This is a genomic window from Parabacteroides sp. AD58 (assembly GCF_023744375.2).
Classification (GTDB): Bacteria; Bacteroidota; Bacteroidia; order Bacteroidales; family Tannerellaceae; genus Parabacteroides; species Parabacteroides absconsus.
The window spans coordinates 2,480,001-2,504,545 of the sequence record NZ_CP146284.1; the positions used below are offsets into that span (position 1 = coordinate 2,480,001).

The window sequence follows — 24,545 nt, forward strand, 5'->3', positions numbered from 1 at the left end:
GACAGGCCTTCAACCTGCCGGGTTGCCCCATTCGGATATCCCGGGATCAAGGGTTATTTGCACCTCCCCCGGGCTTTTCGCAGCTTATCACGTCCTTCTTCGCCTCCGAGAGCCAAGGCATCCACCGTCTGCCCTTGCTTACTTTCTTTATCTGGCACTTTTCGCGCCGGATTGATATTTACTAAGCTTGCTCTTCTTTTTTACTTTACTGAATGTACAACATGTCAAAGATCTTTTTCTGATGTTTCCATCAGGACTGTGGAGAATAACGGATTCGAACCGTTGACCCTCTGCGTGCAAAGCAGATGCTCTAGCCAGCTGAGCTAATCCCCCGTATCTGAGAGTAGTCCCAGGCAGAGTTGAACTGCCGACCTCTACATTATCAGTGTAGCGCTCTAACCAACTGAGCTATAGGACTGTCAACTTTGCCGGTTTCCCAGCTTCATCTTTTTCTCTCTATTATCTTTTTTCATATCCAACCTGTAGTACAAGGTATTCTTCATTCATACCTCTTACTCGATCCTTCTCGGAATCTCTCGCTCCAGAAAGGAGGTGTTCCAGCCGCACCTTCCGGTACGGCTACCTTGTTACGACTTAGCCCCAGTCACCAGTTTTACCCTAGGCCGATCCTTGCGGTTACGGACTTCAGGTACTCCCGGCTCCCATGGCTTGACGGGCGGTGTGTACAAGGCCCGGGAACGTATTCACCGCGCCATGGCTGATGCGCGATTACTAGCGAATCCAGCTTCACGGAGTCGAGTTGCAGACTCCGATCCGAACTGAGACGTGGTTTGGAGATTAGCTCCTTGTCACCAAGTGGCTGCTCTTTGTCCACGCCATTGTAACACGTGTGTCGCCCCGGATGTAAGGGCCGTGCTGATTTGACGTCATCCCCGCCTTCCTCACAGCTTACGCTGGCAGTCCCGCTAGAGTCCTCAACACTACTTGTTAGTAACTAACGGCAAGGGTTGCGCTCGTTATGGCACTTAAGCCGACACCTCACGGCACGAGCTGACGACAACCATGCAGCACCTCGCACATCGCTATTGCTAGAAAATCAGTTTCCTGATTCGTCGCTGTGCGTTCAAACCCGGGTAAGGTTCCTCGCGTATCATCGAATTAAACCACATGTTCCTCCGCTTGTGCGGGCCCCCGTCAATTCCTTTGAGTTTCACCGTTGCCGGCGTACTCCCCAGGTGGATTACTTAACGCTTTCGCTGTAGAGCTTACACTATATCGCAAACTCCTAGTAATCATCGTTTACTGCGTGGACTACCAGGGTATCTAATCCTGTTTGATACCCACGCTTTCGTGCTTCAGTGTCAGTTATGGCTTGGCAAGCTGCCTTCGCAATCGGAGTTCTGCGTGATATCTATGCATTTCACCGCTACACCACGCATTCCGCCTACCTCAAACATACTCAAGTCTCCCAGTATCAATGGCAATTTTATGGTTAAGCCACAAACTTTCACCGCTGACTTAAGAAACCACCTACGCACCCTTTAAACCCAATAAATCCGGATAACGCTCGCATCCTCCGTATTACCGCGGCTGCTGGCACGGAGTTAGCCGATGCTTATTCATACGGTACATACAAAAAGCCACTCGTGGCTCACTTTATTCCCGTATAAAAGAAGTTTACAAACCATAGATCCTTCATCCTTCACGCGACTTGGCTGGTTCAGCCTCTCGGCCATTGACCAATATTCCTCACTGCTGCCTCCCGTAGGAGTTTGGTCCGTGTCTCAGTACCAATGTGGGGGACCTTCCTCTCAGAACCCCTATCCATCGTCGGTTTGGTGGGCCGTTACCCCGCCAACTGCCTAATGGAACGCATGCCTATCTATCAGCGATGAATCTTTAACAAATATTCCCATGCGGGACCCCTGTTTCATGGAGCATTAATTCATCTTTCGATGAGCTATTCTCCTCTGATAGGTAAGTTGCATACGCGTTACTCACCCGTGCGCCGGTCGCCGGCAGAGTATTGCTACTCCCCGATGCCCCTCGACTTGCATGTGTTAAGCCTGTCGCTAGCGTTCATCCTGAGCCAGGATCAAACTCTTCGTTGTTGAAATTGTTTTTATGTCTTTGCTCAAGATTCCGTCTTTCCTTCAGGTTCAAGTATTATTGACGGTATTCATTCTAAATACTTGTACTACTGTTGTATATGTAATTTTCTCAAAGAACTCTTCTCAATCGGTTTCTTGCGAAACGTGGTGCAAAGGTAAGTATTTTTATTTTTATCTTCCAAATTTTTTCGAGGTTTTTTTCGATTTATTTTTTTCGGAAGACCGCCGGGCGGATATCGGATATCTGCCTGGATTCTTCCAACCTCATCCTCTTTCCTCTCCGGGTCCTTAACCCCTTCCATCATGTTGTCTCACGCATCTCTCTCGATTGCGGGTGCAAAAGTACTGCTTTATAACATATCCTCCAAATGTTTTTGCCACTTTTTTCCAATTATTTTTTGCCTTTCCTGATTGTCAGATATTTATAAATACACTTTTTCTTCCCCGTTCTTTTGGCTTGACCCAAAAGAACCAAAAGGTCAAGGCTACACTTGAGAAGGCTGCAAATTAGCTTCGCTCCGCTAAAATCCCGGATAACTCGCGCTTCGCGCTCAGACAGCCGGGATTTCTTTACGCTCCGCTCGCAATTTGCTTTACGCCTTCTCCGTTAGGCCGGTCCTGTTCTTCTCTTGCTTTTCGTTCTTCCCTTTTATTTTTCTTCCTTTAATTCTCAATTTTCAATTCTCCATTCTCAATTGACTAAAAGCCGGCGTGTTTTTTATCATTTCTCGCCGGCTTTTCATCAAAAGACGCCGGCTTTTTTCTCTTTCCTGCCTACCTTTTTAAATCAAATAAACGGGAATCGATTTCAATCCTCGGCGGATTTAATTTCGATTCCCGTTTATCTTGGAATAGGATAATAGCCAACAGCTATTTCTTATCGGATTTATTATTTACAAATCAAACCCAATATCTGAACGGAAGTATTTTTTATCGAACTGAAGCGCTTTGGCTCCGGCGAATGATTTAGCCAGGGCTTCTTCTTTAGTCGTTCCATACGAACTTACGGCAATAACACGACCTCCATTTGTTACAATCTGGCCATCCACTTCTTTTGTTCCGGCATGGAATAAGATATTTTCCGGAGAGATATGATCGAAGCCGGTGATGACTTTTCCTTTCTCGTAGGCTTCTGGATAACCGCCACTAACGACCATAACCGTTACAGCAGCGCGCGGATCCTGAATCAGGATACGAGATGCCAAATCACCTTGTGCAATGCCTTCCAAGAGTTCTACCAAGTCACTTTGAATACGCAACATCACGACTTCTGTTTCCGGATCGCCCATTCGGCAATTGTATTCAATAACCAGCGGTTCACCTTTCACATTGATCAGACCCAAGAATATAAATCCTTTATAATCCAGGTTTTCTTGCTTCAAACCTTCTACAGTCGGACGGATGATACGTTCTTCCACTTTCTGCATAAAGTCATGATCGGCAAACGGAACAGGTGAAACAGCACCCATACCACCGGTGTTCAGACCCGTATTTCCTTCGCCGATACGCTTATAATCTTTGGCTACCGGCAGAATCTTATAATCTTTGCCATCTGTTACAACGAATACAGAACATTCAATTCCATCCAGGAATTCTTCGATGACAACCGTCTTGCTGGCATCTCCGAACATTCCCTGAAGCATTTCAGCCAGTTCTTTCTTGGCTTCCTCCAGAGAATCAATGATCAGCACACCTTTTCCGGCTGCCAGACCATCGGCTTTCAGGACATAAGGAGCAGGCAGTGATTCCAAGAAAGCAAAACCTTCTTCCAGATTTTCGGCAGTGATACTCTTATAACGGGCCGTCGGAATGTGATGACGCATCATGAAAGCCTTGGCGAAATCTTTACTTCCTTCCAGCTGGGCACCAGCTTTACTCGGACCAATCACCGGAATGGCAGCCAACTGCGGATCGTTCTTGAAATAATCATAAACACCTTTTACCAGCGGATCTTCCGGACCAACAACAACCATCTGGATATCATTTGCCAATACAAAATCCTTGATGGCCGGAAAATCGTCGGCCTTGATATTCACATTCGTTCCTGTCTGTGCCGTACCTGCGTTACCAGGAGCAATAAACAGTTTTTCTACTTTCGGACTTTGAGCTATTTTCCAAGCGATTGCATGTTCACGACCGCCAGAGCCTAATAACAGTGTATTCATTTCTTTAAGTATATTAGTTTCTGAGTTATATAAGTTTTCCAACTTATCTCATCGTAAATAATCGTCGAAATAACGGGTTATCTTCTCATGCAGATGCGGGCGATCCTTCCCGATCACATTGTGTTCGTGCCGCGGATAAACGAAATAATCAGGATACGTATTGGCATCCACACAGGCTTTCAGGAAGCCCAGACTATGCTGCCAAACTACTACCGGATCAATATCTCCATGAATCAGAAGCAGATGTCCTTTCAGGTTCTTGGCTTTCAGCTTCAGATTGGAGTTCTTGTAACCTTCCGGATTTTCCTGGGGCGTATCCATATAACGCTCACCATACATGATTTCATAATTACTCCAGTCGATTACCGGACCACCGGCAACACCTACCTTAAACACATCCGGATAAGAACACATCAGGTTCGTTGTCATAAATCCACCGAAGCTCCAGCCGTGCACACCGATCCGATCGGCATCCACATACGGTTTCGACTTCAGGAATTCCACTCCTTTCAGCTGATCGGCCATTTCATTGACACCCAGCTGACGATGGATCACACTTTCAAACGCATGTCCGCGGTTGGCCGAACCCCGGCCATCAACCGTAAAGACCACATATCCGCGGCGAGCCATATAAATGTCCCAGCCACTGACGCCGCCCATCCAGCCACCGATAACCAGCTGTGCATGAGGTCCGCCATATACATATATAATAGTAGGATACTTCTTCGTAGAATCCATATGCAACGGCTTCACCAGGAAATAATTCAGATCGGTCACACCGTCGGCCGCCTTGATTGTTCCGCGTTCCACTTCCGGCATCTCATAGTCCTTATACGGATTTTCAGCCGTCAGCAAAGTCGCAATTTCCTTATCCTTCTTCGTATCAACCAATACGATCTTCCGTGGAATATCCCACGATGAATAATTATCCAGCAAATACTTGCCCGAACCGCTCAACTGCGTATTGTGCACGCCTGTCAGTACCGCATCCGTAGCCAGACACGTTGATTTGCCCTTCTTCAGATTCAAAGCCCATGTCTTGACACTCAAAGGCCCGTGATCCGGTCCGAAAGAACTGAGCGGAGAAGGCTGTGTAGAAGAGATAAACAAGTTCTCTCCTTTTTCATCAAAGCCCAGGACGTCCATGACAACCCACTCTCCTTTCGTCAGTTGTTTCAGCAACTCACCTTTTGTATTGTACAAATACAAGTGATTATAGCCATCCCGTTCGCTCTGCCAGATAAACTGATCCGGCTGATTCGGCAAGAAAAGCAACGGATGCTGCGGTTCCACATAATGTTCATCCTTCTCCGTGAACAAGACACCTTCTTTCTGTCCTGTCACTGCCGAATAGCAAACCAGGTTCATCTCATTCTGTTCCCGGTTCAATTCCGCAATATAAATATGCTGTTCATCCGGACTCCAGGAGATGTTCGTCAGGAATTTCTCCTTCGGTGTACCCGTTTTCAACCAGACAGTCTTTCCGGTTTCCAACTGATAGACACCCACTGTCACATGATGACTCTTCATCCCGGCCATCGGATAACGGCGCGGCTCTACTTTGGCACAACGCGCGTCGATATTGACAATCGGATATTCTGTCACCATACTTTCATCCATCTGGTAGAAAGCCAGGGCAGAACCTTTGGGCGACCAGAAGGTTCCCTTATGAATCCCGAATTCATTCTGATGAACCGACTGTCCGCAGACGATGCCATCGGCCGTCTCGTTCGTCACGTCAGTCACCTGATTCTCCGGAGAAAGGATCTTCAGGTTATTTCCTTCCGTAAATGCCAGATACCGGTTTTCCGGGCAGAAATCATAATTCTCCCATTTTGGCTGTAACGTATAATCGGCTACAATCTTCTTGGCCGCATAATCATAGTGATACAAATGCTTATTGGCCATAAACGACAGTAATGACTGTCCTGCATAAGGAACAGAGAAACGGGGCAACGAACCGACTTTCTTCTGTCCGGCTGCTTCGAGCGCTTCATTCAGTCCTGCTTTCGTCAGCAACACCGACTTTTTCCACTTCGGCGCCTCGCTTGTCCATACTGTATCTCCTTTCGCATACAGATAAGCATCACCGTTCCACTGTAACTGCGACAGATTTTTCGGAACGAACTTGGCATAATTCTTACCACCCGGAATCAGATCCTGCAACGTCAAATCCTTTTGCTGCGCCATCAATGCCATAGGAAGAAAAAGAATTCCGATAAGCCAATACTTAATCTTCATAGAAACGTCCTTTCTTTTTACCGCCAAACGAGGACTTCTTATCCAGGCGCTTCCGGTCGCTGTTGTCCCGATAACGCATCTTTGCCGGACGCTTTTCGTTAAACCGGCCACCGTAATCCTCATCTTCATCCCGATGAGCGGCTGCAAAACGACGTTCCGGACGATCAACCTTCTTCCGCTTGAAATCGCCTGATTTATTATCCCGCTGGTTATTTGTCTTTGTATGTTTTTTCTCTTCTGCCTGGTTCGTCTTGAATTCCTTTTTCGTGCCTTCAAACATTTCATAGCAACGATATTCACAGCTCAACGAACCATTCATCAGTTTCATCTTTTCAGACGGATGCAGACCGATCTTGTCGAAACACTCTTCCTTGTAACTCAAGATCCAGGCTTTGTAACCCATGAAGACATGCTTCAGACGTTCCCCGATCATGCTGTACAAGCCCAGCAGATCCCGGCTGGAAATACGCTCGCCGTACGGAGGATTCGTTACCAGAATACCCGGCTGCGGCGCCTCTGTATACTGCTGGAACGGTTTGGTCTCCAATTCAATATATTTCATCAGACCAGCACTGCGGATATTTTCGCGGGCAATATCGATGGCCTGCTGCGAGATATCCGAGCCATAACACTTAAACGTAAATTCTCGTTCCTGGCTGTCATCATTATAAATCTGATCGAACAGATCGGCATCATAATCGACCCATTTCTGGAAAGCAAATTCCTTCCGGTGAATACCCGGCGCAATGTTCAGGGCAATCATGGCTGCCTCGATCAGCAGTGTACCCGAACCACACATCGGATCTACGAAATTCGATTCGCCTTTCCAGCCTGTCTTCAGGATCATACCGGCAGCCAGCACTTCATTCAGCGGAGCCTCCGTCTGATCCACCCGATAACCGCGTTTGTGCAGACTTTCACCCGAGCTGTCGATCGACAAGGTACAGTCGTTATGTGATATATGTATATTAATGTATAAGTCCGGATTGTTCACACGAACCGACGGACGTTTATGGAACTTCTCGATAAAATAATCCACAATAGCATCTTTCGTTCGATAGGCAACAAATTTAGAATGGTTGAAATCTTCCGAATAGATCACAGAGTCGATGGCAAAAGTCTTATCCAGCGTCAGATACTTTTCCCATTCCACTTTCATCACTTCCTTATACACCGTATCGGCATCTTTCGCTTTGAAGTGATAGATTGGTTTCAAGATACGCAAAGCCGTACGACAGCAGAAATTTGCCTTATACAATAACGCCTTGTCTCCTGTAAACGAAACCATACGGCGGCCTATCTGCAAATCGTTGGCACCCAAAGCTAATAATTCGCCGGCCAAAATTTCTTCCAACCCATACAGGGTTTTGGCCACCATTTCAAATGTCTCTCCCATTTTGTTACTAAAAATTGGCTAACAGCACTCTTCCTTTTCTACCTTGAAGAGTCACTGCCTTGTTGTTGTTAATCTGTTATATTGTTTTTATTAGTTGAATCCATTCAGTCGACAAGCACGATCATTATCTTCGCCGTTACCTGTCTTCTCATCAAGTCCGCTGATATACCGACTCGCCTGCCGCCACATCATGCGTTAACCACACATTACCAAAGATAGTTGCACCGTCGCCCACATGAATATGCCCCAACAGCGTCGCATTCGAATAAATAGTAACATGATCGCCAACAATCGGATGCCGGTCAACACCACGGATGGCATTTCCATTCTCATCGGGCGGGAATTTTTCACCAGCCAGACTGACACCCTGAAAGATACGGACATAATTACCAATCACACTGGTCTCGCCAATCACCGTTCCGGTGCCATGGTCGATCGAGAAGTGATGCCCAATCCTGGCTCGCGGATGAATATCAATACCCGTTTCCGAATGAGCCAGTTCTGTTATGATACGGGGAATATAAGGCACACCCAGCTGATCCAGCTGATGGGCGATGCGATAATTGCAGATAGCACGGAATCCCGGGTAACAGAAAATAATCTCTCCCAGATTCTGTGCGGCAGGATCGCTGTTATAGGTAGCTTCAGCATCCGTTGCCAGCATGTGACGCAGCTGTGGCAAGGCAGCAATAAACTGTTCTGACAGTGCTGCCGCCTCGGTCGTCAACTGGTCACCACACGATTCGCAGGAAGCATCGGCAAAACACAGACCTGCCTGAATCTCTTTTGTCAGCAAGCCATGAAGCGTCTCCACCAGCACACCCAGATGATAGCGGATGGTCTGTTTGTTAATTCGGGCTGAACCATAATATCCGGGGAACAAAATAGCACGGCACAGATCGACAATGCGCTTCAACGTCTCTCCCGAAGGCAAGGCTTCCTCATCGCGACGGCTGTGAAACAACGCCTGATAAGAGGCCTCATCAGACAATTCAAGAACGGCACGACTGATTATGCTGCTATGCTGTTGCTGTGCTTCCATGTAGTATTATTCATACCTATTACCAGAGGATTGAAACTCTGAAATCCATTGTAGCCGGTCTTTCCTGCACCTTGAAGTCACTATATGTCGCATAGAAAGCCACATAACCCGGACTTACATCATACGTATAAGTTTCAGTCCAAGGAACACCATTAGCATCTTGACGATGCAATACATAAGGCAGCGGAGTCATAGTTTCAATATCTCCTACTTGAGTAAACAAATATCCCAACACAATACCTTCTTCATAGACATAATCTGTTAATTCGTCCCATTGGAATTCATACATATAATACGGATCTCCGTCCATATTGTAAATCAGTTGCCAGTCTTCGCTCTTTATAGTAAAAGTAATATTTCTCCAACCTTCAACCACACCGTCTCCACTTCCGGCAGGTCCTGCTGGTCCCATCGGACCTTCGGGGCCCATTGGTCCTTCACAAGCTGTAAAAGCGACCAGCAACATGAGTAATCCAATAATCTTTTTCATCTGTTCCAATCTTATGATACTATGATAGTTTGCAAATGTAATAAACTTTTAGGAATGGGAAGCGAAATGCTGGTTTATTTTTTCTTTTCATTTGTCTATTTGGAATTTTATCCGTTCATTTACTATCAAAAATCATCATTCCTCCGACATGAAACATCTGAATGCATTTCTATCCATCTTTTTCGGACTGATCCTGCTGATCCAACCCGAATCCGTTTTTTCTCAAAGCTCGGCTGAAACCATCCACTGGGATTCATCGCTCTGTCTTCCCGACACAGGCGGCAAGCCTCATCCCGGATTGGCTGGAGCTTTTTCCGGGTGTATTGGTGACTTTCTGATCATTGCCGGCGGAGCAAACTTCCCGGATGCCACACCTTGGAACGGTGGCACGAAAACATGGTGGAACACACTCTACTACAAGGACCTCAACGATGCCTCATCTGCCTGGAAAGAAATAAAAGATGCCTTGCCTTCTGCCCGGGCTTATGGCGTATCTATTCCGTTGACAGACGTTATTTTATGTATTGGCGGATGTGATGCCAGCCAATGTTATCAAGAAGTCTTCGCCATCCGGATGCAGAACGGAAAAGTAGAAATAGACAAGAACTGGCCGGAACTGCCTGTTCCGTTAGCGAATATGACCGGAGCCAGACTGGGGAACAAAATCTTTCTGGCCGGCGGACAAGAACAGATGAAACCGGAAGTGGCTACTTCACATTTCTTCGTGCTCGATCTGTCACAACCGGAAAAAGGATGGCAAACCCTCGAATCCTGGCCAGGAAAAGCACGGGGCTATGCCGTCAGTGCCGTGCAGAATAACGGCTCGGACGATTGTTTCTATCTGTTCAGCGGACGGAATTACCAAGCGGATGGAGAAATGGAAGTGCTGACCGACGGATTTGTTTACAATCCCCGTCTCAAGCAATGGAAGAAGCTGCCAGGTGAATTTCCGGTGATGGCAGGAACGGCTCTTGCCACCGGTAGTCACCACATCCTTTTCTTCGGCGGTGTTGAAAAACTGATACCGGGTTCGGATACACATCCGGGCTTCAGTCACCGGGTTTTAGCCTATCATACCATTACGAATACACTGTCCACAACTGCCGTTTCGGAGGCGCCGATTGCCGTGACTACCAACCTGGTGTCGCACGGACAAACCCATTATATCACCAGTGGAGAAATCAAACTGGGCATACGGACACCTGCTGTTTTCCGGTTTGAAGTCTGTCAAAACCTGACGGTTCATTTTCTCCGTGCCACCGTACCGGTTTTAGCTGGAGAAACGGTGAATCCGGTCGGATACATACAGATTATCCAGACGCCGGGAGAGAAAACGCGCCTGACAAGCCTGGCGTATGATTTATCAGGTACGACAGATTTAGGTGACATCGAACAGCTGTCATTGTATGCCTGTCAGAAAGACGGACGGATCAAGACGTCTGATCTACTTGCCTTTTCGGATATTTCGTCTCCAACCGGATCTTTCCGATTAAATATTCCCTTAGAAGCAGATACAAGCTATTATGGACTGGCGGTCCGGCTGAAGAAAGAAACGTCTTTGCAGCATCGGGTGTTGGTCAACTGCCCGGAAATTACTCTCAACGGAAAGACATATCCCGTTCAAGGCTCTTTCAAAGAAGGATTGCGCACAGGCATTGCCCTTCGGAAACACCGGCAAGACGGCGTACACACCAGTCGCATTCCGGGATTGATCACCTCGAAAGAAGGAACGCTCCTGGCCATCTATGACGCCCGCTGGGAATCCGGACGGGATTTGCAAGGAGACATCGACATTGCCCTGAACCGAAGTGAAGACGGCGGGCAAACCTGGCAACCCATGCAACGGATACTCGACCAGCACGAATGGGGCGGACTTCCGGAAAAATACAACGGCGTGAGTGATGCCTGCATCCTGCTGGATGAGCATACCGGCGATTTATATGTAGCCGGCTTGTGGATGCATGGGGTGTTAGACCGGAATACCGGAAAATGGGTAGAAGGTCTGACGCAAGACAGTACGCGCTGGATTCATCAGTGGCAGGCAAAGGGTTCACAGCCGGGCTTGGGAGTCAAAGAGACATCCCAGTTCCTGATTACGAAGAGTACCGACGACGGGAAGACCTGGAGCGAGCCTGTCAACATCACCGCGGCCACCAAAAGGCCGGAATGGTGGCTGTTTGCACCGGCACCGGGACACGGCATTACTTTGAAAGACGGAACACTGGTCTTCCCTACACAGGGACGAGACGAGAACGGCCTTCCTTTCTCCAATATCACATACAGTCAGGATGGCGGAAAAACCTGGACGACCAGCAATCCGGCTTATTCCAATACAACCGAATGCATGGCTGTCCAGCTTGAAAACGGAGACATCATGCTCAATATGCGCGACAACCGGAATCGCGGCGTCGTCTCGCCCAACGGACGGAGAATCTGTACCACATCCGACCTGGGCAAGACCTGGAAAGAACACCCGACGTCGCACGCCGTACTTACGGAACCAACCTGCATGGCTTCTATCCACAAGCATCATTATACAAAAGACGGGCAACCGAAGTCGGTGTTAGTCTTCATGAATCCCAATTCATACAACGAGCGCAACCGGCTGACCGTCAAATTCAGCTTTGACGACGGCCAAACCTGGCCCGAGAAGTACTGGATCTTACTGGACGAATGGGGCGGAGCCGGATATTCCTGCATCACGTCGATCGACGAACAAACCCTCGGCGTCGTCTACGAAGGCAGTGGTGCGAACCTCATCTTCCAGCAGATTGATGTGAAAGATATTTGCCGATAAAGAGGGGGAATAAGGGGAATAAAATGAATAACCATAATACAGGAAAAAACATAGGCAGAAAAGCTTGAATTGATAGGCAGGAAATCATAAAAAGCCGGCGTCTTTTCAGGAAAAAGTCCTATGATTCGGAGGGAATAATGAGGAGAATCCGAGTCATAGGACTTTCTGTTTTCAGGTTCGTGGCAGATCCGGAGTGGCGGAACAGCCGGGGTCGCATGACCGACTGCTGCCAAGTCCGGTTTCACGAACCGAAAAGTTCAAAAAGTTCAAAAAGTTCAAAAAGTTCACTGTACCCTTTTTGACATAATCCGTCTCTTGGGAAAAGGAAGCCGCTATGAGAGCGATTCCCGCTTCTGGTATTTCCCGTGAGAGACACGCACGAGAACCCCGTTCTCGAGCCAGATCTTCCGGCGGCGCATGGCCGTGCTCCGGCTGATCTGCAGACGGGAAGCCGCCTGATCAAAGTCTTCCGTAGAAAAATCCGAGGGGAGCGAAGCCAGCAGCTGTTCGGTCTTCAGGTCGTCGAGCTTCACCTCGGCCGTTTCGTTCTTACGCAGCGGGGCAATCATACAGGCTGCCGTGTAAACCAGATACGGAATCCAGCTGACCACCAGACGGGCAACGTCCAGCCGGCAGTCGACCCGTCGCGGCTTCTCGGCCGAATAACCGGCATACGGAAGATTCTCTTCGCAGGCCTGCATGAAAGTCAGCAAGGCACACAGCTGCATCGCCTTCTTGCGCATTCGTCGGATATACGAGAGAAAAGACGGATTGGCATAGCAGGCATAACGGTTGCAGAGGTCTTCGAGCAGGTCTTCAATCAGATCCATCACCGGAGCGGGAAACAAGATTTCCATGTGCTGGTTCTCGCAATTCACCTTGAACGTCCGGATACGGCCTTCCATGGCATCCCAATACGCACGGTCCATGCGCTGTCCCGTCCGCAGGCGTTTATAAGCCGGGTTGTAATCGAGCACGGCATAGAGGAAGCGATGCGAAAGACCGTCTTCCTGATTATCAATAAATTGCTGAAAAGCGCCGGGCGTTCCGGCATAGAGATCGACCATGCGGGCATTGTCTACACAGATGAAGCCGCCGTCTTTGTAATCGAGGCTCATCCGTCCGCCTTCCAGTCCGGCCCGCAGGTTACTGCGCGAAACCCCGTAGTCGCGCTTCGTATTCTCGCACACCGTTCCGATCTCTTCGGTAAAGCGGAGCGTCGTGTAAGGCTGGTTTGTCAGCAGCCGGCGTACGAACTGCGATTCGGAAGTGCTCATCGACGTCTGCAGGAATTTGTTTTCGGGCACCAGCGGACGTTCTTCCCATCCGCCCTCCACTTCATCCTTCAGCTTGCGGATGGCTTCCTGCCGGGCTTCCCATTCTTTCAGCCGGCTCTTGGCAGGAATGATCTCGTTCGCCTCGAAGTCTCTGGCTACCGCCTTGGCAAACAGCCGATGGATGTCAGCCGCCACCTTGATGCGCCCTTTTCCGGAAGTCGATTCGCCCACCCAGATACAGCTGATCGGCAGATAGCATTCGTCTTCTTCCATAAAATGGACATCGACCGGCATGGCCGAATAGACCGACAGGCCGGCCAGGAGCATGGCCCACTGTACATCGGCCGACTGGCTTTCGTCGATCGCCTTTTGCAGTAGCAGGGGCAATTGCTCGCGGAACGATTCCACGAGAGGCCGCTCGCAGGCAACCCCTTTCAGGTAAGTATCCGCGTCGGGGGCACAGTGAACTTTTTGAACTTTTTGAACTTTTTGAACTTTTCGCTCCGTAACGGCCTCGACCGGTTTCTGATTCACCCCAAAATCGGCAGCATACCGACGATAAACATCGTTGACGGTCGACGTGATTTCACGCGCGTCGAAGCCCGGCTGCGCATACCGCTTCACCAGCTCCGGAATCACCTCATCCGCCTGGAAACCTTTCCGGTTCAGACAGGCAGCCAGCGAAACCAGCTCGCTGTGGCGGTTGCCTTCAGCCAGGTTCAACCCCGCCTGGGCCACCGACAAATAGCGGGACAGGGCCGTCGGTTCGGCCGCTGCGGGAACCGTCATCTCCGAAGAATCGGCCAAGAGCGCCCCGGCCTGAAACGGCTTGGCATCCTGGCGGACACGCAGATCGGGGTCGTGAGCCAGCACCATCAGGCGGGAAAAATTATTGCATTGCCGGTCAAAAGCATATCCGGCCACCGAGTCAAGGCGTGAACCGACAGCCGCATACACGGTTTTAAAATTCTCATCTGTAACACCTTCCACCCGGGCGAAGGCATGTACACCTTTACCACTCAGGCTTTTGGTTACCAAGCAGATCGAAGGATGAGCCGCGATGCGTTCGACCAACGCATTCAAGTCACCTTCAATATGATCCCAATCAAACATCATGACACCCGTAGCATACGTATGCTGATCATCGTTTTTCCGCCCCGCCTCAAAATAAGCATTCGGGGTAATGGCCAGCACTTCCGACCGCTTGATCCACTCATAACCGTTCTGATCAGCAGCCAGCAGACAAGCGCGGGCCTTCCGTGTCATTTCTTCCAAATACACATGACGGGCCATATAGTTCGTCAGTTCGCCGAACGTCATATCGCCCGATTTTGTTCCCTCCTTACAAGAAGAGAACCAACAAAATTTCCGTAAAAACATTCTTCACTCTGGCATTAAATTTAGCCAACCGCCACAGCCTCTTTCCATGCGACCACCCGAAAGAGCACATAGCCGTTGGAGTTAAACAAAATTTTTGATTATCTGAAAGAAATGAAATAACAAAAGAAATGTCTCCCCGTCTTCTTCATGAGTATATCCCTCGCCAAACGTATCTTTTTCCATACAGTTCCAGTCAAGGACAGCGCGCCTGTCATGCATAAACGTATCCCCTTTTCCAGCGTTTTCCTATCTTTAAGATTCAGTCGGATTACCAGTCATTCCTTGTGAGTGACTGAAAATCAGACGCCTTACGATTTAAGACATTTCAAAGGTAGTAAACAGAAATTATACTAACAAATTATATCAGAAAAAAACTTTCCCCGGCCTACGGAAAAAGATACAGCCAAGCCGGGACGCCTGCCAGGCCATACGGGGGAAAGTACTAACAACATGGATGTTACCCGATATCCACGCCTCCAGGAAAAGACGTGGATACAAGCCTGATTATCTCCGGTACGGAGCTCCGAATTCCTTGCAGGTAATCTCGTCGATATCCACCCGCCAGACCTTGACGTTCAGGACAGCCGGACGACCATAGGTAAAAGGACGGTCGGTGTACTGTTTCATCAGGATATCGAGCGCCTCGACTTTCTTGTCGTAATCCTCTTCAAAGACGACATTTCCCCAACAGATAACGCTGCTGGCCCGCATCCGGTAACTGCATGCCACCTCTACATTCTGATAGGCCAGTTCGGTTGTCGGACAAAAAGAAATACAAACACGCGGATTCCGGTTCAAGATCGAAATGCTTCTGCCTTCCTGAGCCGAATGCAAGTAAAGCGTTCCGTCTTTGTAACCAAAATTCATCGGGATCACATACGGCGTTCCATCGGTATCCGCCATTCCCACGAAACAAATACTACATTGTTTCATTACAGATTCGATCTGTTCGTTGTCAACATGTACCAGTGTCTTCATATTGTGTTGAATTTTAATTTCCGAATTTCTCAGCCGGCAGGCAGATCTACCTTAATTAATAGACTAATCAGCCCGCAACCAGAGGCAAAAATAATAAAAGTTACAGAGAATAACGATATTGGATAAAAAAGCCGTTTCAATTAGAGAAATATTTATTTATTCTTGTTGGTTATCCGTGGAATTAAACTACCTTTGCATAATTAAATGCTATAGAAGTGTGATTTTTATACACAATTAAATAACTTAAATTATTATCTTATGTGGTTACTTAATTCTTCTATCGGGAGGAAACTGATAATGAGTATATCAGGACTCTTCCTAATTCTGTTTTTATTGTTCCACCTGTCGATGAACGTAGCGGCAGTATTCTCTGGCGAGGCGTATAATACGATCTGCGGTTTACTGGGCAGTAACTGGTACGCTATCGTGGGAACACTCGTTTTGGCAGCAGGTGTAGTGGTTCACTTCGTGTATGCAGTGATGTTGACATTGCAGAACCGTAGAGCTCGCGGTAACGACCGTTATGCACTGAATTCACGTCCGAAAGGCGTAGAATGGGCATCACAGAACATGTTCGTACTGGGCTTGATCGTGATTCTGTTCATGATCCTTCACTTCACACAGTTCTGGTATCACATGATGTTTGCTGAACTGGCAGGTATCCATGGAGACATCCATCCGCAGGACGGAGCAGCTTTCATCAACTACTACTTCCAGGGTAATATTGTGAACACAGTATTGTATCTGGTATGGTTCGGAGCTTTGTGGTTCCACCTGACTCACGGATTCTGGTCAGCTATCCAGACATTAGGCTGGAGCAACACGATCTGGTTGAGCCGTTGGGAATGCATCTCTAAATGGGTAGCAACGATCATCTGCGGTTTGTTCGCAATTATTACTATTGTATTCTACCTGAACGGTGTAGGAGCGTAAATTTTGAGTTTATAAGTTTATAAGTTTATAAGTTTATGAGTTTGGAATCAAACATTCAAAACGAACAGACTCAAAAACAAAATGACTTAAAAACTAAGAAACTAACAAACTTAAAAAACTAAAAACAATATGGCTGAAATAAATTCTAAAATCCCTCAAGGCCCGTTGGCTGACAAGTGGAAAAATTATAAAGATCACCAGAAATTGGTGAACCCCGCTAACAAGCGTCGTCTGGACATTATCGTAGTAGGTACAGGTTTGGCCGGTGCTTCTGCAGCAGCTTCTTTAGCAGAAATGGGATTCAACGTATTGAACTTCTGTATCCAAGATTCACCTCGTCGTGCACACTCTATCGCTGCACAGGGTGGTATCAACGCTGCTAAGAATTATCAGAATGATGGTGACTCTGTATATCGTTTGTTCTACGATACGATCAAAGGTGGTGACTACCGTGCCCGTGAAGCAAACGTATATCGTCTGGCCGAAGTATCTAACAACATCATCGACCAGTGTGTAGCCCAGGGTGTTCCTTTCGCCCGTGAATATGGTGGTCTGCTGGATAACCGTTCATTCGGTGGTGCTCAGGTATCCCGTACGTTCTATGCCCGTGGCCAGACGGGACAGCAGCTGTTGTTAGGCGCTTATTCAGCATTGAGCCGTCAGATCGGTAAAGGTAAAGTAAAGATGTATACCCGTCATGAAATGCTCGACGTTGTTTTGATCGACGGTCGTGCCCGCGGTATCATCACCCGTAACCTGATCACCGGTAAGATCGAACGCTATGCTGCTCACGCCGTAGTTGTAGCAACAGGTGGTTATGTAAATACCTTCTTCTTGTCGACCAACGCCATGGCATCCAACGGATCAGCTGCATGGCAGTGCTACAAGAAAGGTGCTTATTTTGCTAACCCTTGTATGGTACAGATTCACCCGACTTGTATCCCGGTAAAAGGTGACTATCAGTCTAAGCTGACATTGATGTCAGAATCTTTGCGTAACGATGGTCGTATCTGGGTTCCGAAGAAACTGGAAGATGCTAAGGCATTGCAGGCCGGACAGAAGAAAGGTAAAGATATTCCGGAAGAAGACCGTGACTACTACTTGGAACGCCGTTACCCGGCATTCGGTAACCTGGTTCCGCGTGACGTGGCTTCACGTGCTGCCAAAGAACGTTGCGACGCAGGTTATGGTGTAAACAACACCGGTCGTGCCGTATTCTTGGACTTCTCGGAAGCTATCCAGCGTTTGGGTAAAGACGTTGTTAAGCAGAAATATGGTAACTTGTTCGATATGTACGAAGAAATTACCGATGATAATCCATACGAAACTCCGATGATGATCTACCCGGCATTGCACTACTCAATGGGTGGTCTGTGGGTAGACTATGAATTGCAGACTTCAATCCCGGGCTTGTTCGCTATCGGTGAAGCCAACTTCTCTGATCACGGTGCCAACCGTCTGGGTGCATCTGCGTTGATGCAAGGTTTGGCTGATGGTTACTTCGTATTGCCGTACACCATCCAGAACTACTTGTCAGACCAGATCCAGGTTCCGCGCTTCAGCACAGACCTGCCTGAGTTCGACGAAGCAGAAAAAGCTATCAAGGCTCGTATCCAGAAACTGATGAGCATCAAGGGTAAAGAAACCGTTGATACCATCCACCGTAAGTTAGGTCACATCATGTGGGAACACATCGGTATGGCCCGCGACGAAAAAGGTCTGTTGGAAGCAATCAACATGCTGAAAGACCTGAAGAAGGAATTCTGGAGCAATGTATATATCCCGGGTTCTGGTGAAGATCAGAATGTTGAACTGGAAAAAGCATTGCGCTTGGCTGATTTCATCGAAATCGGTACATTGATGGCCCATGATGCCTTGAACCGTGCTGAATCTTGTGGTGGTCACTTCCGTGTTGAACACCAGACTGAAGATGGTGAAGCTTTACGTCATGACGATAAGTACATGTATGTAGCTTGCTGGGAATATCAGGGTGAAGACAAAGATCCGGTTATGCTGAAAGAAGATTTGAACTATGAATTCGTAGTTCCGCAAACACGTAATTACAAAAAGTAAGTTTGTAAGTTTATAAGTTTTTGAGTTTTTAAGTTTATGGGTACTTACAAAGACTTATCGGCTTGGCAGAAAAGTTTGAATTTGGCGAAAATGGTTTATTTATCAACGGCTGATTTTCCTAATGAAGAACGTTTCGGACTTGTTAATCAGATGAGAAGATGTGCAGTATCCATCCCCTCAAATATAGCAGAGGGCTATGGGCGAGGTTCTGATAAAGAGTTATTGCGTTTTTTATATGTTGCATTAGGCTCTTCTAATGAATTGGAAACGCAATTGATCTTATCTTTTGAACTTTCTTTTATGAGTGAAGAAGCCTTTAAGAATGTTCAGAATCTGAATACAGAAGTGAATAAGATGTTATCATCTTTGATTTACAGACGTAAGAATGGATTGGATAAGAATCATAGAACTTAAAAACTCAATAACAATAAAACTTAAAAACTAATAAACTAAAAAACTTAAAAACTAAAAACGTATGGATAAAGATATAAAAGTAACGCTTAAAGTTTGGCGTCAAAGAGGTCCGAAAGAAAAAGGACAGTTCGAGACTTACCAAATAGATAAGATCAATCAGAGTGTCTCTTTCCTGGAAATGCTGGACATTTTGAATGAGCGTTTGATCAATGAAGGTAAGGAACCGATCGTATTCGACCACGATTGCCGTGAAGGTATCTGCGGTATGTGTTCGCTGTATGTAAATGGTCACCCGCACGGACCGGCAACAGGTGCTACTACCTGCCAGTTGTATATGCGTCGTTTCCACGATGGCGAAACAATCACTATCGAACCATGGCGTTCAGCCGGTTTCCCGGTTATCCGCGACTTGATGGTTGACCGTTCTGCTTATGATAAGATCATGCAGGCTGGTGGTTTCGTTTCAGTAAATACAGGTGGTGTTCCTGATGCTAACGCCATCGCTATTCCGAAGAAGAACGCCGACTTGGCTATGGATGCAGCCGCTTGTATCGGTTGCGGTGCCTGTGCAGCTGCTTGTAAGAATGGTTCAGCCATGTTGTTCGTTTCTGCCAAGGTAAGCCAGCTGGCCCTGTTGCCACAAGGACGCGTTGAAGCAGCTCGCCGTGCGAAAGCCATGGTTGCCAAGATGGACGAACTGGGCTTCGGTAACTGTACAAACACTCGCGCTTGCGAAATGGAATGTCCGAAGAACATCTCTGTCAGCAACATCGCGCGTTTGAACCGTGAATTCTTGAAGGCAAAACTGAAAGACTAATCACATAAGAATTCATTCATACATTATCAAAGCGACTTGTCCGGCGGGGCAGGTCGCTTTTTTTATGTTGCATAACAGCCATGCCGGCGATGTATTCCACCGAGGATTTCTTACCTTTAAACTGCTATTTAGAATCAGATCTAATAACATGAAAAAGATGAAAATCAAAACAGTCTTGAGTTCCACGCCGGTCATTGCCTTCATCGGATTCTGGATCTTTGCCTCCATTTTATATGGAGACGTATTTTATATGGCCGAACAGTACAGTCTGTTTGCCTTCGACCCACAGATGATGGACTTCATCCTCAACCAGCCGGGCGGAAAAATATACTGGTTCGGACGCCTGCTCCTGCTTTCGTATCATGAGCCCTGGGCCGGTGGCCTGTTTATGTCGGTCCTGCTGACCGGAACGGTCTGCCTCGTCAAAAAGGCCTTCGCGCTCCGGGGAAAATGGGAATGGATCGCGCTGCTTCCTTCCATGGCCGTTATATGGTACCTCATCCAGAAAGGAGAAAATCTCTATTACCAGCAAGAGCCATCGGTGGTTTTCCTGTGGCCCTTGGCCGTTTTCATGCTGGCAGCCTTCGTCAGCATCGCCTTTCATTTCATCAGCGGAAAATCATCCCAGCAGATTGCTTCTTCATCACTGTCAAATAGTATCAGCAGATTATTATTCCTGCTGCTGTATATATATACCTGGACCGGCAAGGAAAACGAAAGACTGACCGCCTCAATGCAACGGGCCTATCAGGAACAGGACTGGGATAAAATGATCCACAAGGCCCAGCGGGCTCAGCACCCTACCAGAAGTGTTGCCGCCTATCATGCCATCGCCTTGTTGCAGACCGGACGCTTATTGCAGAACCTGCTCGATATTCCTTACCAATATCCGGATTTAGGCCTGGTCAACCGGGGCGGATTACCCGACGACGGAACCGATTTATATCTGGCCGACTGCTGTTTCTCTTCCGGCCTGCTCAATACGGCTTATCACCAGGCCATGGAACGCATGGTTATCGACGGACCCAGCTGTTACACGCTCAAACAACTGTTCTTCTGCTCGTTGCTCAACGAAGAATATGCGCTGGCCAACAAATATCTCTACCAGCTGCAACAGGTTCCCTTCGAATCCGACTTTGTAGAACGATATATGCCTTTTGTGGCGAATCCGGAAGCAATCGTATCCCATCCGTTTTTCAACCGCATACTGGCACTCACGCCCACGAGCGACAGCTTCGAGCAGTCTTACCGGTCTCCGATCTTTATCGGATATCCCTTAGCATCGAACAACATACGCAACCAGCAGACACTGGAAGTCTCGCTAGCCGCCTGCCTATATACCAAATTATTAGATGAAGTGGTGAACCGGACCCGCCCATACAAAGGAAAGCAACTTCCGCTCCTGGTAGAACAGGCCGTCGTTCTATATACCTGTTTACAGCCAGAACGGGCCGCAAATCTGCTGTCGCAGTTCCAGATCCGTCCGACTACGGTACAACAGGTGAAAGACTTTCTCGCCCGATATGTCAAGAACGGGCAAGTGGCCGACGAACTGATTCCTCAGCTGCAGGAAGAATATGCTCATTTCTATCCGTTCTACTATTTCTGCCAGAACAAGATAGATGAAGAACAGATGAAGCGTTATCAGATACTGATGAAAGGGGGAGTTAACTAATGAAAACCGTTCTGTACCTATTCAGCATTCTCCTGTCAGTCCTCACCGGAATACTGACAGCTTGTTCCTCTACCACAGACGAACCCACGGACTTTACGGAAGTCGGACAACCCGCTTCCATCTATCCGGATTATAAAGACATCGTCATTCCACCCAACATCGCTCCGCTGAACTTTCTGGTCCGCACGCCCGGAGAGAAGTTTGTGGTCGTATTGACTTCGTCCGAAAAGCAGAAACTATCGGCCTCTGCTGCGCACGGATCAACAGTACAATTCAATGCGGAACAATGGAAATCACTTTTGGCTGCATCCCGGGGAAAAGACATACAAGTACAAGTCTATACCTATACAGAGAAGAGATGGATACGCCTCCAGCCATTCACCTGGCATGTGGCGGAAGAAGAGATTGATCCGTTCGTCTCCTACCGCCTGATCGAACCCGGTTATTCCTATTACCGCCAGCTCGGCTTATATCAGCGCAACCTCACGAACTTCCAGGAAGAAGTCATCTATGAGAACAACCGGACATTCGATTACGAAGACAACCATTGCATCAACTGCCATAATTACCAGAATTACAGCACACAGAAAATGCTCTTCCATGTACGGACCAATCACAGCGGGACGATCATCGCCCAGGGTGAATCTGCCGAGAAAATCAACTTCCGCCATGATTCCATTCCGTTTGGAGCCGTTTATCCGGCCTGGCACCCAACACAAGACTGGATTCTGTTTTCCTCGAACAAGACCGGACAAGCCTTCCACATCCTGAACGAAGAAAAGGTGGAAGTGGTGGATATGGCTTCTGATCTGCTCTTCTATGATGCCAATCAGAAGGAAGTGAAATATGTCTGCCACACAGACAGCCTGCTCGAGACATTTCCCTGCTGGTCGCCAGCCGGTGACAAAATCTATTATTGTGTAGGCAGTCTTTATCAGGACACACCGGCCGCTCAGCCCAAAGACTTTAATACCCTGCGTTACAACATCGTCAGCAGGACATTCCAAGCCGACAGCCAGGAATTCGGAGATGAAGTAATGGAAGTCGACTGCGATTCAGTCGGCCGGAGCGCCTCCGTTCCCCGCATCAGTCCGGACGGACGCTATCTGCTGTTTACTTCCGGAGAATACGGGCAATTCCATATCTGGCATAAGAGTGCAGACCTCTATGTAAAAGATCTGAAAACCGATACCGTCTATCCGTTGCAAGAAGCCAACAGTACCGACGCTGACAGTTATCACAGCTGGAGCAGTAACGGACGATGGATTATCTTCAGCTCCCGACGCGACGACGGTTCTTACACCCGACTTTATATCACCTACTTCAGTCCGGAAGGAAAGGCCAGCAAAGCCTTTATCCTGCCGCAGGAAGACCCGGAACAAAATATGAAGCGACTTAAGAGTTACAATGTACCGGAACTGACCCGCGACCAGGTACGGATCTCTCCGCAGACCTTCCGGCAGGTTATTTATCAGACACAAGGAAGTCCTATTACTTATAAAAACGAATAATATATGATTCAAAAACGATTCTTATTACTTTTGATTTCGATTCTCGTTCCTTTTGCCGGATGGGCACAAAGAGAAGCGTCACCTTACTACTTCGATAAAAACGGCATTCAAAAAGAAGTACTGGAAAACTACCTAGACCGTTCTATAACCGTCACCAACTTACTGGTTCCTCATCAGGGAGAAGAGCAGCTGAACGACGATATCCGCATGATCCGGAATATCGGAGCCAAATTCTTGGGCCGCTCTATTCTGCTGTGGGAGAACGAACAGGTGTTGAAAGACCCGGCCTTTTGGACGAAAGCCGAACAGATCATCCAACGAATGCATGCCGACGATCCGGATTTAGTCTTCCAGGCGTGCCTGTTCGAAGCTATTTCTACTGAAGTCAGTCAGATTAAAATCCCGGAATGGGTATTCGAAAGTTACGGACTGAAGCCGGAGAAAAGAAATTTCCGATATGAAGATATGCTGAACCTTCAAGGAAAATATGTAGATCACTGGCATGCGGGAGGAAGTGTGCCGGATATCAGTCGGCAGGAAACCCAATTATGGTTTTATTTCCTGGCCTGCTCCTACATCCGCATCGGTTGTGAAGCCTTTCATTTAGGACAAATCGAGCTGATGGGCATGAATGATCCAGACCGGGCACACTGGATTACACTGATCGACAAAATCCGTGCCTTTGCAGCCCAGCACGCCCGCCGGCAATGGGTGATTCTGGATGCACACACGCCCAAAGGAGGCATGGTGACAAATGGGAAAAGCCTGATTGATTTCAATTCATTCCCGATGCGTATCTGTGCTCTTCCCACAGCCACACCTTGGAAAGAAGGCGACATTCAGCCCGCCGAGCTCCGCGTCAATCACTTAGATGCCCTCTATAAAAGGAGTCAAGGTTGCCAGACACCATCCGGATGGTCGTGCAAACATCTGCCCTATTTAGTGGAGATTGACAATTACGGAAAAGAAGAACCCGTCAACACCGCAGATACGACTTCTTATTTCCCGTGGGGCTGGGACGAAATCTCCTGGTTTGCCAAACAGCCGGAAAAGTACCGGAACGAATGGCTGCAATATGCCTGGAAATGGATGAAGGAAACGGATCCGGACGGACATGTTGAGATGCCGGGCATCCGTGGTATCTGCTGCCCGAACGAAACAGATAATACCTATCGGGCCAATACCCGGAGCGCACAATCGCCGAATGGTTATAACCAGGAAGAAACCATCAAAGCAATCTGGGCCGCAGATAAGACCAGAAAGCATTGAATCCAATCATCTGAC

The 24,545-nt window shown here is 47.9% G+C and carries 15 protein-coding genes, 2 tRNA genes and 2 rRNA genes (1 of these 19 only partly in view); 8 read left to right on the plus strand and 11 right to left on the minus strand.

Features of this window, described 5'->3' with window-relative positions:
* The 9 genes from NEE14_RS10735 to NEE14_RS10775 all read right to left on the minus strand — a co-directional run.
* Positions 1–148: ribosomal RNA gene (locus tag NEE14_RS10735) — 23S ribosomal RNA — on the minus strand (it extends 2,734 nt beyond the left edge of the window).
* 111 nt (positions 149–259) lie between these two features.
* Positions 260–333: transfer RNA gene (locus NEE14_RS10740), tRNA-Ala, on the minus strand.
* Positions 334–344: 11 nt separating this feature from the next.
* Positions 345–418: transfer RNA gene (locus NEE14_RS10745), tRNA-Ile, on the minus strand.
* Between the two features lie 127 nt (positions 419–545).
* Positions 546–2,072 (minus strand): 16S ribosomal RNA (locus NEE14_RS10750).
* The 16S and 23S rRNA genes sit together here with 2 tRNA genes alongside, the layout of an rRNA operon.
* 893 nt (positions 2,073–2,965) lie before the next feature.
* Positions 2,966–4,237, minus strand: coding sequence for a phosphoribosylamine--glycine ligase (gene purD / locus NEE14_RS10755; protein WP_251968621.1), 1,272 nt, complete (start codon positions 4,235–4,237; stop codon positions 2,966–2,968).
* A gap of 48 nt (positions 4,238–4,285) precedes the next feature.
* Positions 4,286–6,478 carry a S9 family peptidase gene (locus NEE14_RS10760; protein WP_251968622.1) on the minus strand — a complete coding sequence of 731 codons (2,193 nt, stop codon included), beginning with the start codon at positions 6,476–6,478 and terminating at the stop codon, positions 4,286–4,288.
* Positions 6,468–7,874 (minus strand): THUMP domain-containing class I SAM-dependent RNA methyltransferase, encoded by a 1,407-nt coding sequence (locus tag NEE14_RS10765; RefSeq protein ID WP_251968623.1) that lies wholly within the window; start codon positions 7,872–7,874, stop codon positions 6,468–6,470. Before NEE14_RS10765 ends, NEE14_RS10760 begins: the two co-directional genes overlap by 11 nt.
* Positions 7,875–8,025: 151 nt before the next feature.
* Complete coding sequence (locus NEE14_RS10770) at positions 8,026–8,916, minus strand: serine O-acetyltransferase (protein ID WP_251968624.1); 891 nt, start codon at positions 8,914–8,916, stop codon at positions 8,026–8,028.
* A gap of 19 nt (positions 8,917–8,935) precedes the next feature.
* The gene (locus tag NEE14_RS10775) at positions 8,936–9,406 is read right to left on the minus strand and encodes a hypothetical protein (RefSeq protein ID WP_251968625.1); all 471 of its coding nucleotides are present in this window, start codon (positions 9,404–9,406) and stop codon (positions 8,936–8,938) included.
* Positions 9,407–10,640: 1,234 nt separating this feature from the next.
* On the opposite strand from NEE14_RS10775, the gene NEE14_RS10780 reads away from it, so the two are divergent.
* A complete protein-coding gene (locus tag NEE14_RS10780) occupies positions 10,641–12,203 on the plus strand; it encodes a sialidase family protein (protein ID WP_251968641.1) in 1,563 nt (520 codons plus the stop codon).
* Positions 12,204–12,535: 332 nt separating this feature from the next.
* Here the strand turns inward: NEE14_RS10780 and NEE14_RS10785 are convergent, their stop codons facing one another.
* On the minus strand, positions 12,536–14,800 hold the full coding sequence (locus tag NEE14_RS10785) for a DUF3987 domain-containing protein (protein ID WP_251968626.1): 2,265 nt from the start codon (positions 14,798–14,800) through the stop codon (positions 12,536–12,538).
* Between the two features lie 564 nt (positions 14,801–15,364).
* The gene (locus NEE14_RS10790) at positions 15,365–15,838 is read right to left on the minus strand and encodes a pyridoxamine 5'-phosphate oxidase family protein (RefSeq protein ID WP_251968627.1); all 474 of its coding nucleotides are present in this window, start codon (positions 15,836–15,838) and stop codon (positions 15,365–15,367) included.
* Between the two features lie 258 nt (positions 15,839–16,096).
* Here NEE14_RS10790 and NEE14_RS10795 point away from each other — a divergent pair, with 258 nt between their 5' ends.
* The 7 genes from NEE14_RS10795 to NEE14_RS10825 all read left to right on the plus strand — a co-directional run bounded on the left by NEE14_RS10795 (position 16,097) and on the right by NEE14_RS10825 (position 24,530).
* Positions 16,097–16,771, plus strand: a complete 675-nt coding sequence (locus NEE14_RS10795) for a succinate dehydrogenase/fumarate reductase cytochrome b subunit (protein WP_251968628.1) — start codon at positions 16,097–16,099, stop codon at positions 16,769–16,771.
* A gap of 129 nt (positions 16,772–16,900) precedes the next feature.
* Positions 16,901–18,844, plus strand: coding sequence for a fumarate reductase/succinate dehydrogenase flavoprotein subunit (locus tag NEE14_RS10800; protein WP_251968629.1), 1,944 nt, complete (start codon positions 16,901–16,903; stop codon positions 18,842–18,844).
* Between the two features lie 36 nt (positions 18,845–18,880).
* Entirely contained in the window at positions 18,881–19,258 is a 378-nt protein-coding gene (locus NEE14_RS10805; RefSeq protein ID WP_251968630.1) for a four helix bundle protein, read from the plus strand.
* 61 nt (positions 19,259–19,319) lie between these two features.
* Positions 19,320–20,075, plus strand: a complete 756-nt coding sequence (locus NEE14_RS10810) for a succinate dehydrogenase/fumarate reductase iron-sulfur subunit (RefSeq protein WP_251968631.1) — start codon at positions 19,320–19,322, stop codon at positions 20,073–20,075.
* A gap of 157 nt (positions 20,076–20,232) precedes the next feature.
* The gene (locus tag NEE14_RS10815) at positions 20,233–21,750 is read left to right on the plus strand and encodes a DUF6057 family protein (RefSeq protein WP_251968632.1); all 1,518 of its coding nucleotides are present in this window, start codon (positions 20,233–20,235) and stop codon (positions 21,748–21,750) included.
* Positions 21,750–23,261 (plus strand): TolB family protein, encoded by a 1,512-nt coding sequence (locus NEE14_RS10820; protein WP_251968633.1) that lies wholly within the window; start codon positions 21,750–21,752, stop codon positions 23,259–23,261. Before NEE14_RS10815 ends, NEE14_RS10820 begins: the two co-directional genes overlap by 1 nt.
* Before the next feature lie 3 nt (positions 23,262–23,264).
* Positions 23,265–24,530, plus strand: coding sequence for a hypothetical protein (locus NEE14_RS10825; RefSeq protein ID WP_251968634.1), 1,266 nt, complete (start codon positions 23,265–23,267; stop codon positions 24,528–24,530).
* Positions 24,531–24,545 lie beyond the last annotated feature (15 nt).

Coding starts and splice junctions, on each gene's coding strand:
- purD (WP_251968621.1), bottom strand. CDS start 4,237: ATGAATACACTGTTATTAGGCTCTGGCGGTCGTGAACATGCAATCGCT.
- NEE14_RS10760 (WP_251968622.1), bottom strand. CDS start 6,478: ATGAAGATTAAGTATTGGCTTATCGGAATTCTTTTTCTTCCTATGGCA.
- NEE14_RS10765 (WP_251968623.1), bottom strand. CDS start 7,874: ATGGGAGAGACATTTGAAATGGTGGCCAAAACCCTGTATGGGTTGGAA.
- NEE14_RS10770 (WP_251968624.1), bottom strand. CDS start 8,916: ATGGAAGCACAGCAACAGCATAGCAGCATAATCAGTCGTGCCGTTCTT.
- NEE14_RS10775 (WP_251968625.1), bottom strand. CDS start 9,406: ATGAAAAAGATTATTGGATTACTCATGTTGCTGGTCGCTTTTACAGCT.
- NEE14_RS10785 (WP_251968626.1), bottom strand. CDS start 14,800: ATGACGTTCGGCGAACTGACGAACTATATGGCCCGTCATGTGTATTTG.
- NEE14_RS10790 (WP_251968627.1), bottom strand. CDS start 15,838: ATGAAGACACTGGTACATGTTGACAACGAACAGATCGAATCTGTAATG.
- NEE14_RS10795 (WP_251968628.1), top strand. CDS start 16,097: ATGTGGTTACTTAATTCTTCTATCGGGAGGAAACTGATAATGAGTATA.
- NEE14_RS10800 (WP_251968629.1), top strand. CDS start 16,901: ATGGCTGAAATAAATTCTAAAATCCCTCAAGGCCCGTTGGCTGACAAG.
- NEE14_RS10805 (WP_251968630.1), top strand. CDS start 18,881: ATGGGTACTTACAAAGACTTATCGGCTTGGCAGAAAAGTTTGAATTTG.
- NEE14_RS10810 (WP_251968631.1), top strand. CDS start 19,320: ATGGATAAAGATATAAAAGTAACGCTTAAAGTTTGGCGTCAAAGAGGT.
- NEE14_RS10815 (WP_251968632.1), top strand. CDS start 20,233: ATGAAAATCAAAACAGTCTTGAGTTCCACGCCGGTCATTGCCTTCATC.
- NEE14_RS10820 (WP_251968633.1), top strand. CDS start 21,750: ATGAAAACCGTTCTGTACCTATTCAGCATTCTCCTGTCAGTCCTCACC.
- NEE14_RS10825 (WP_251968634.1), top strand. CDS start 23,265: ATGATTCAAAAACGATTCTTATTACTTTTGATTTCGATTCTCGTTCCT.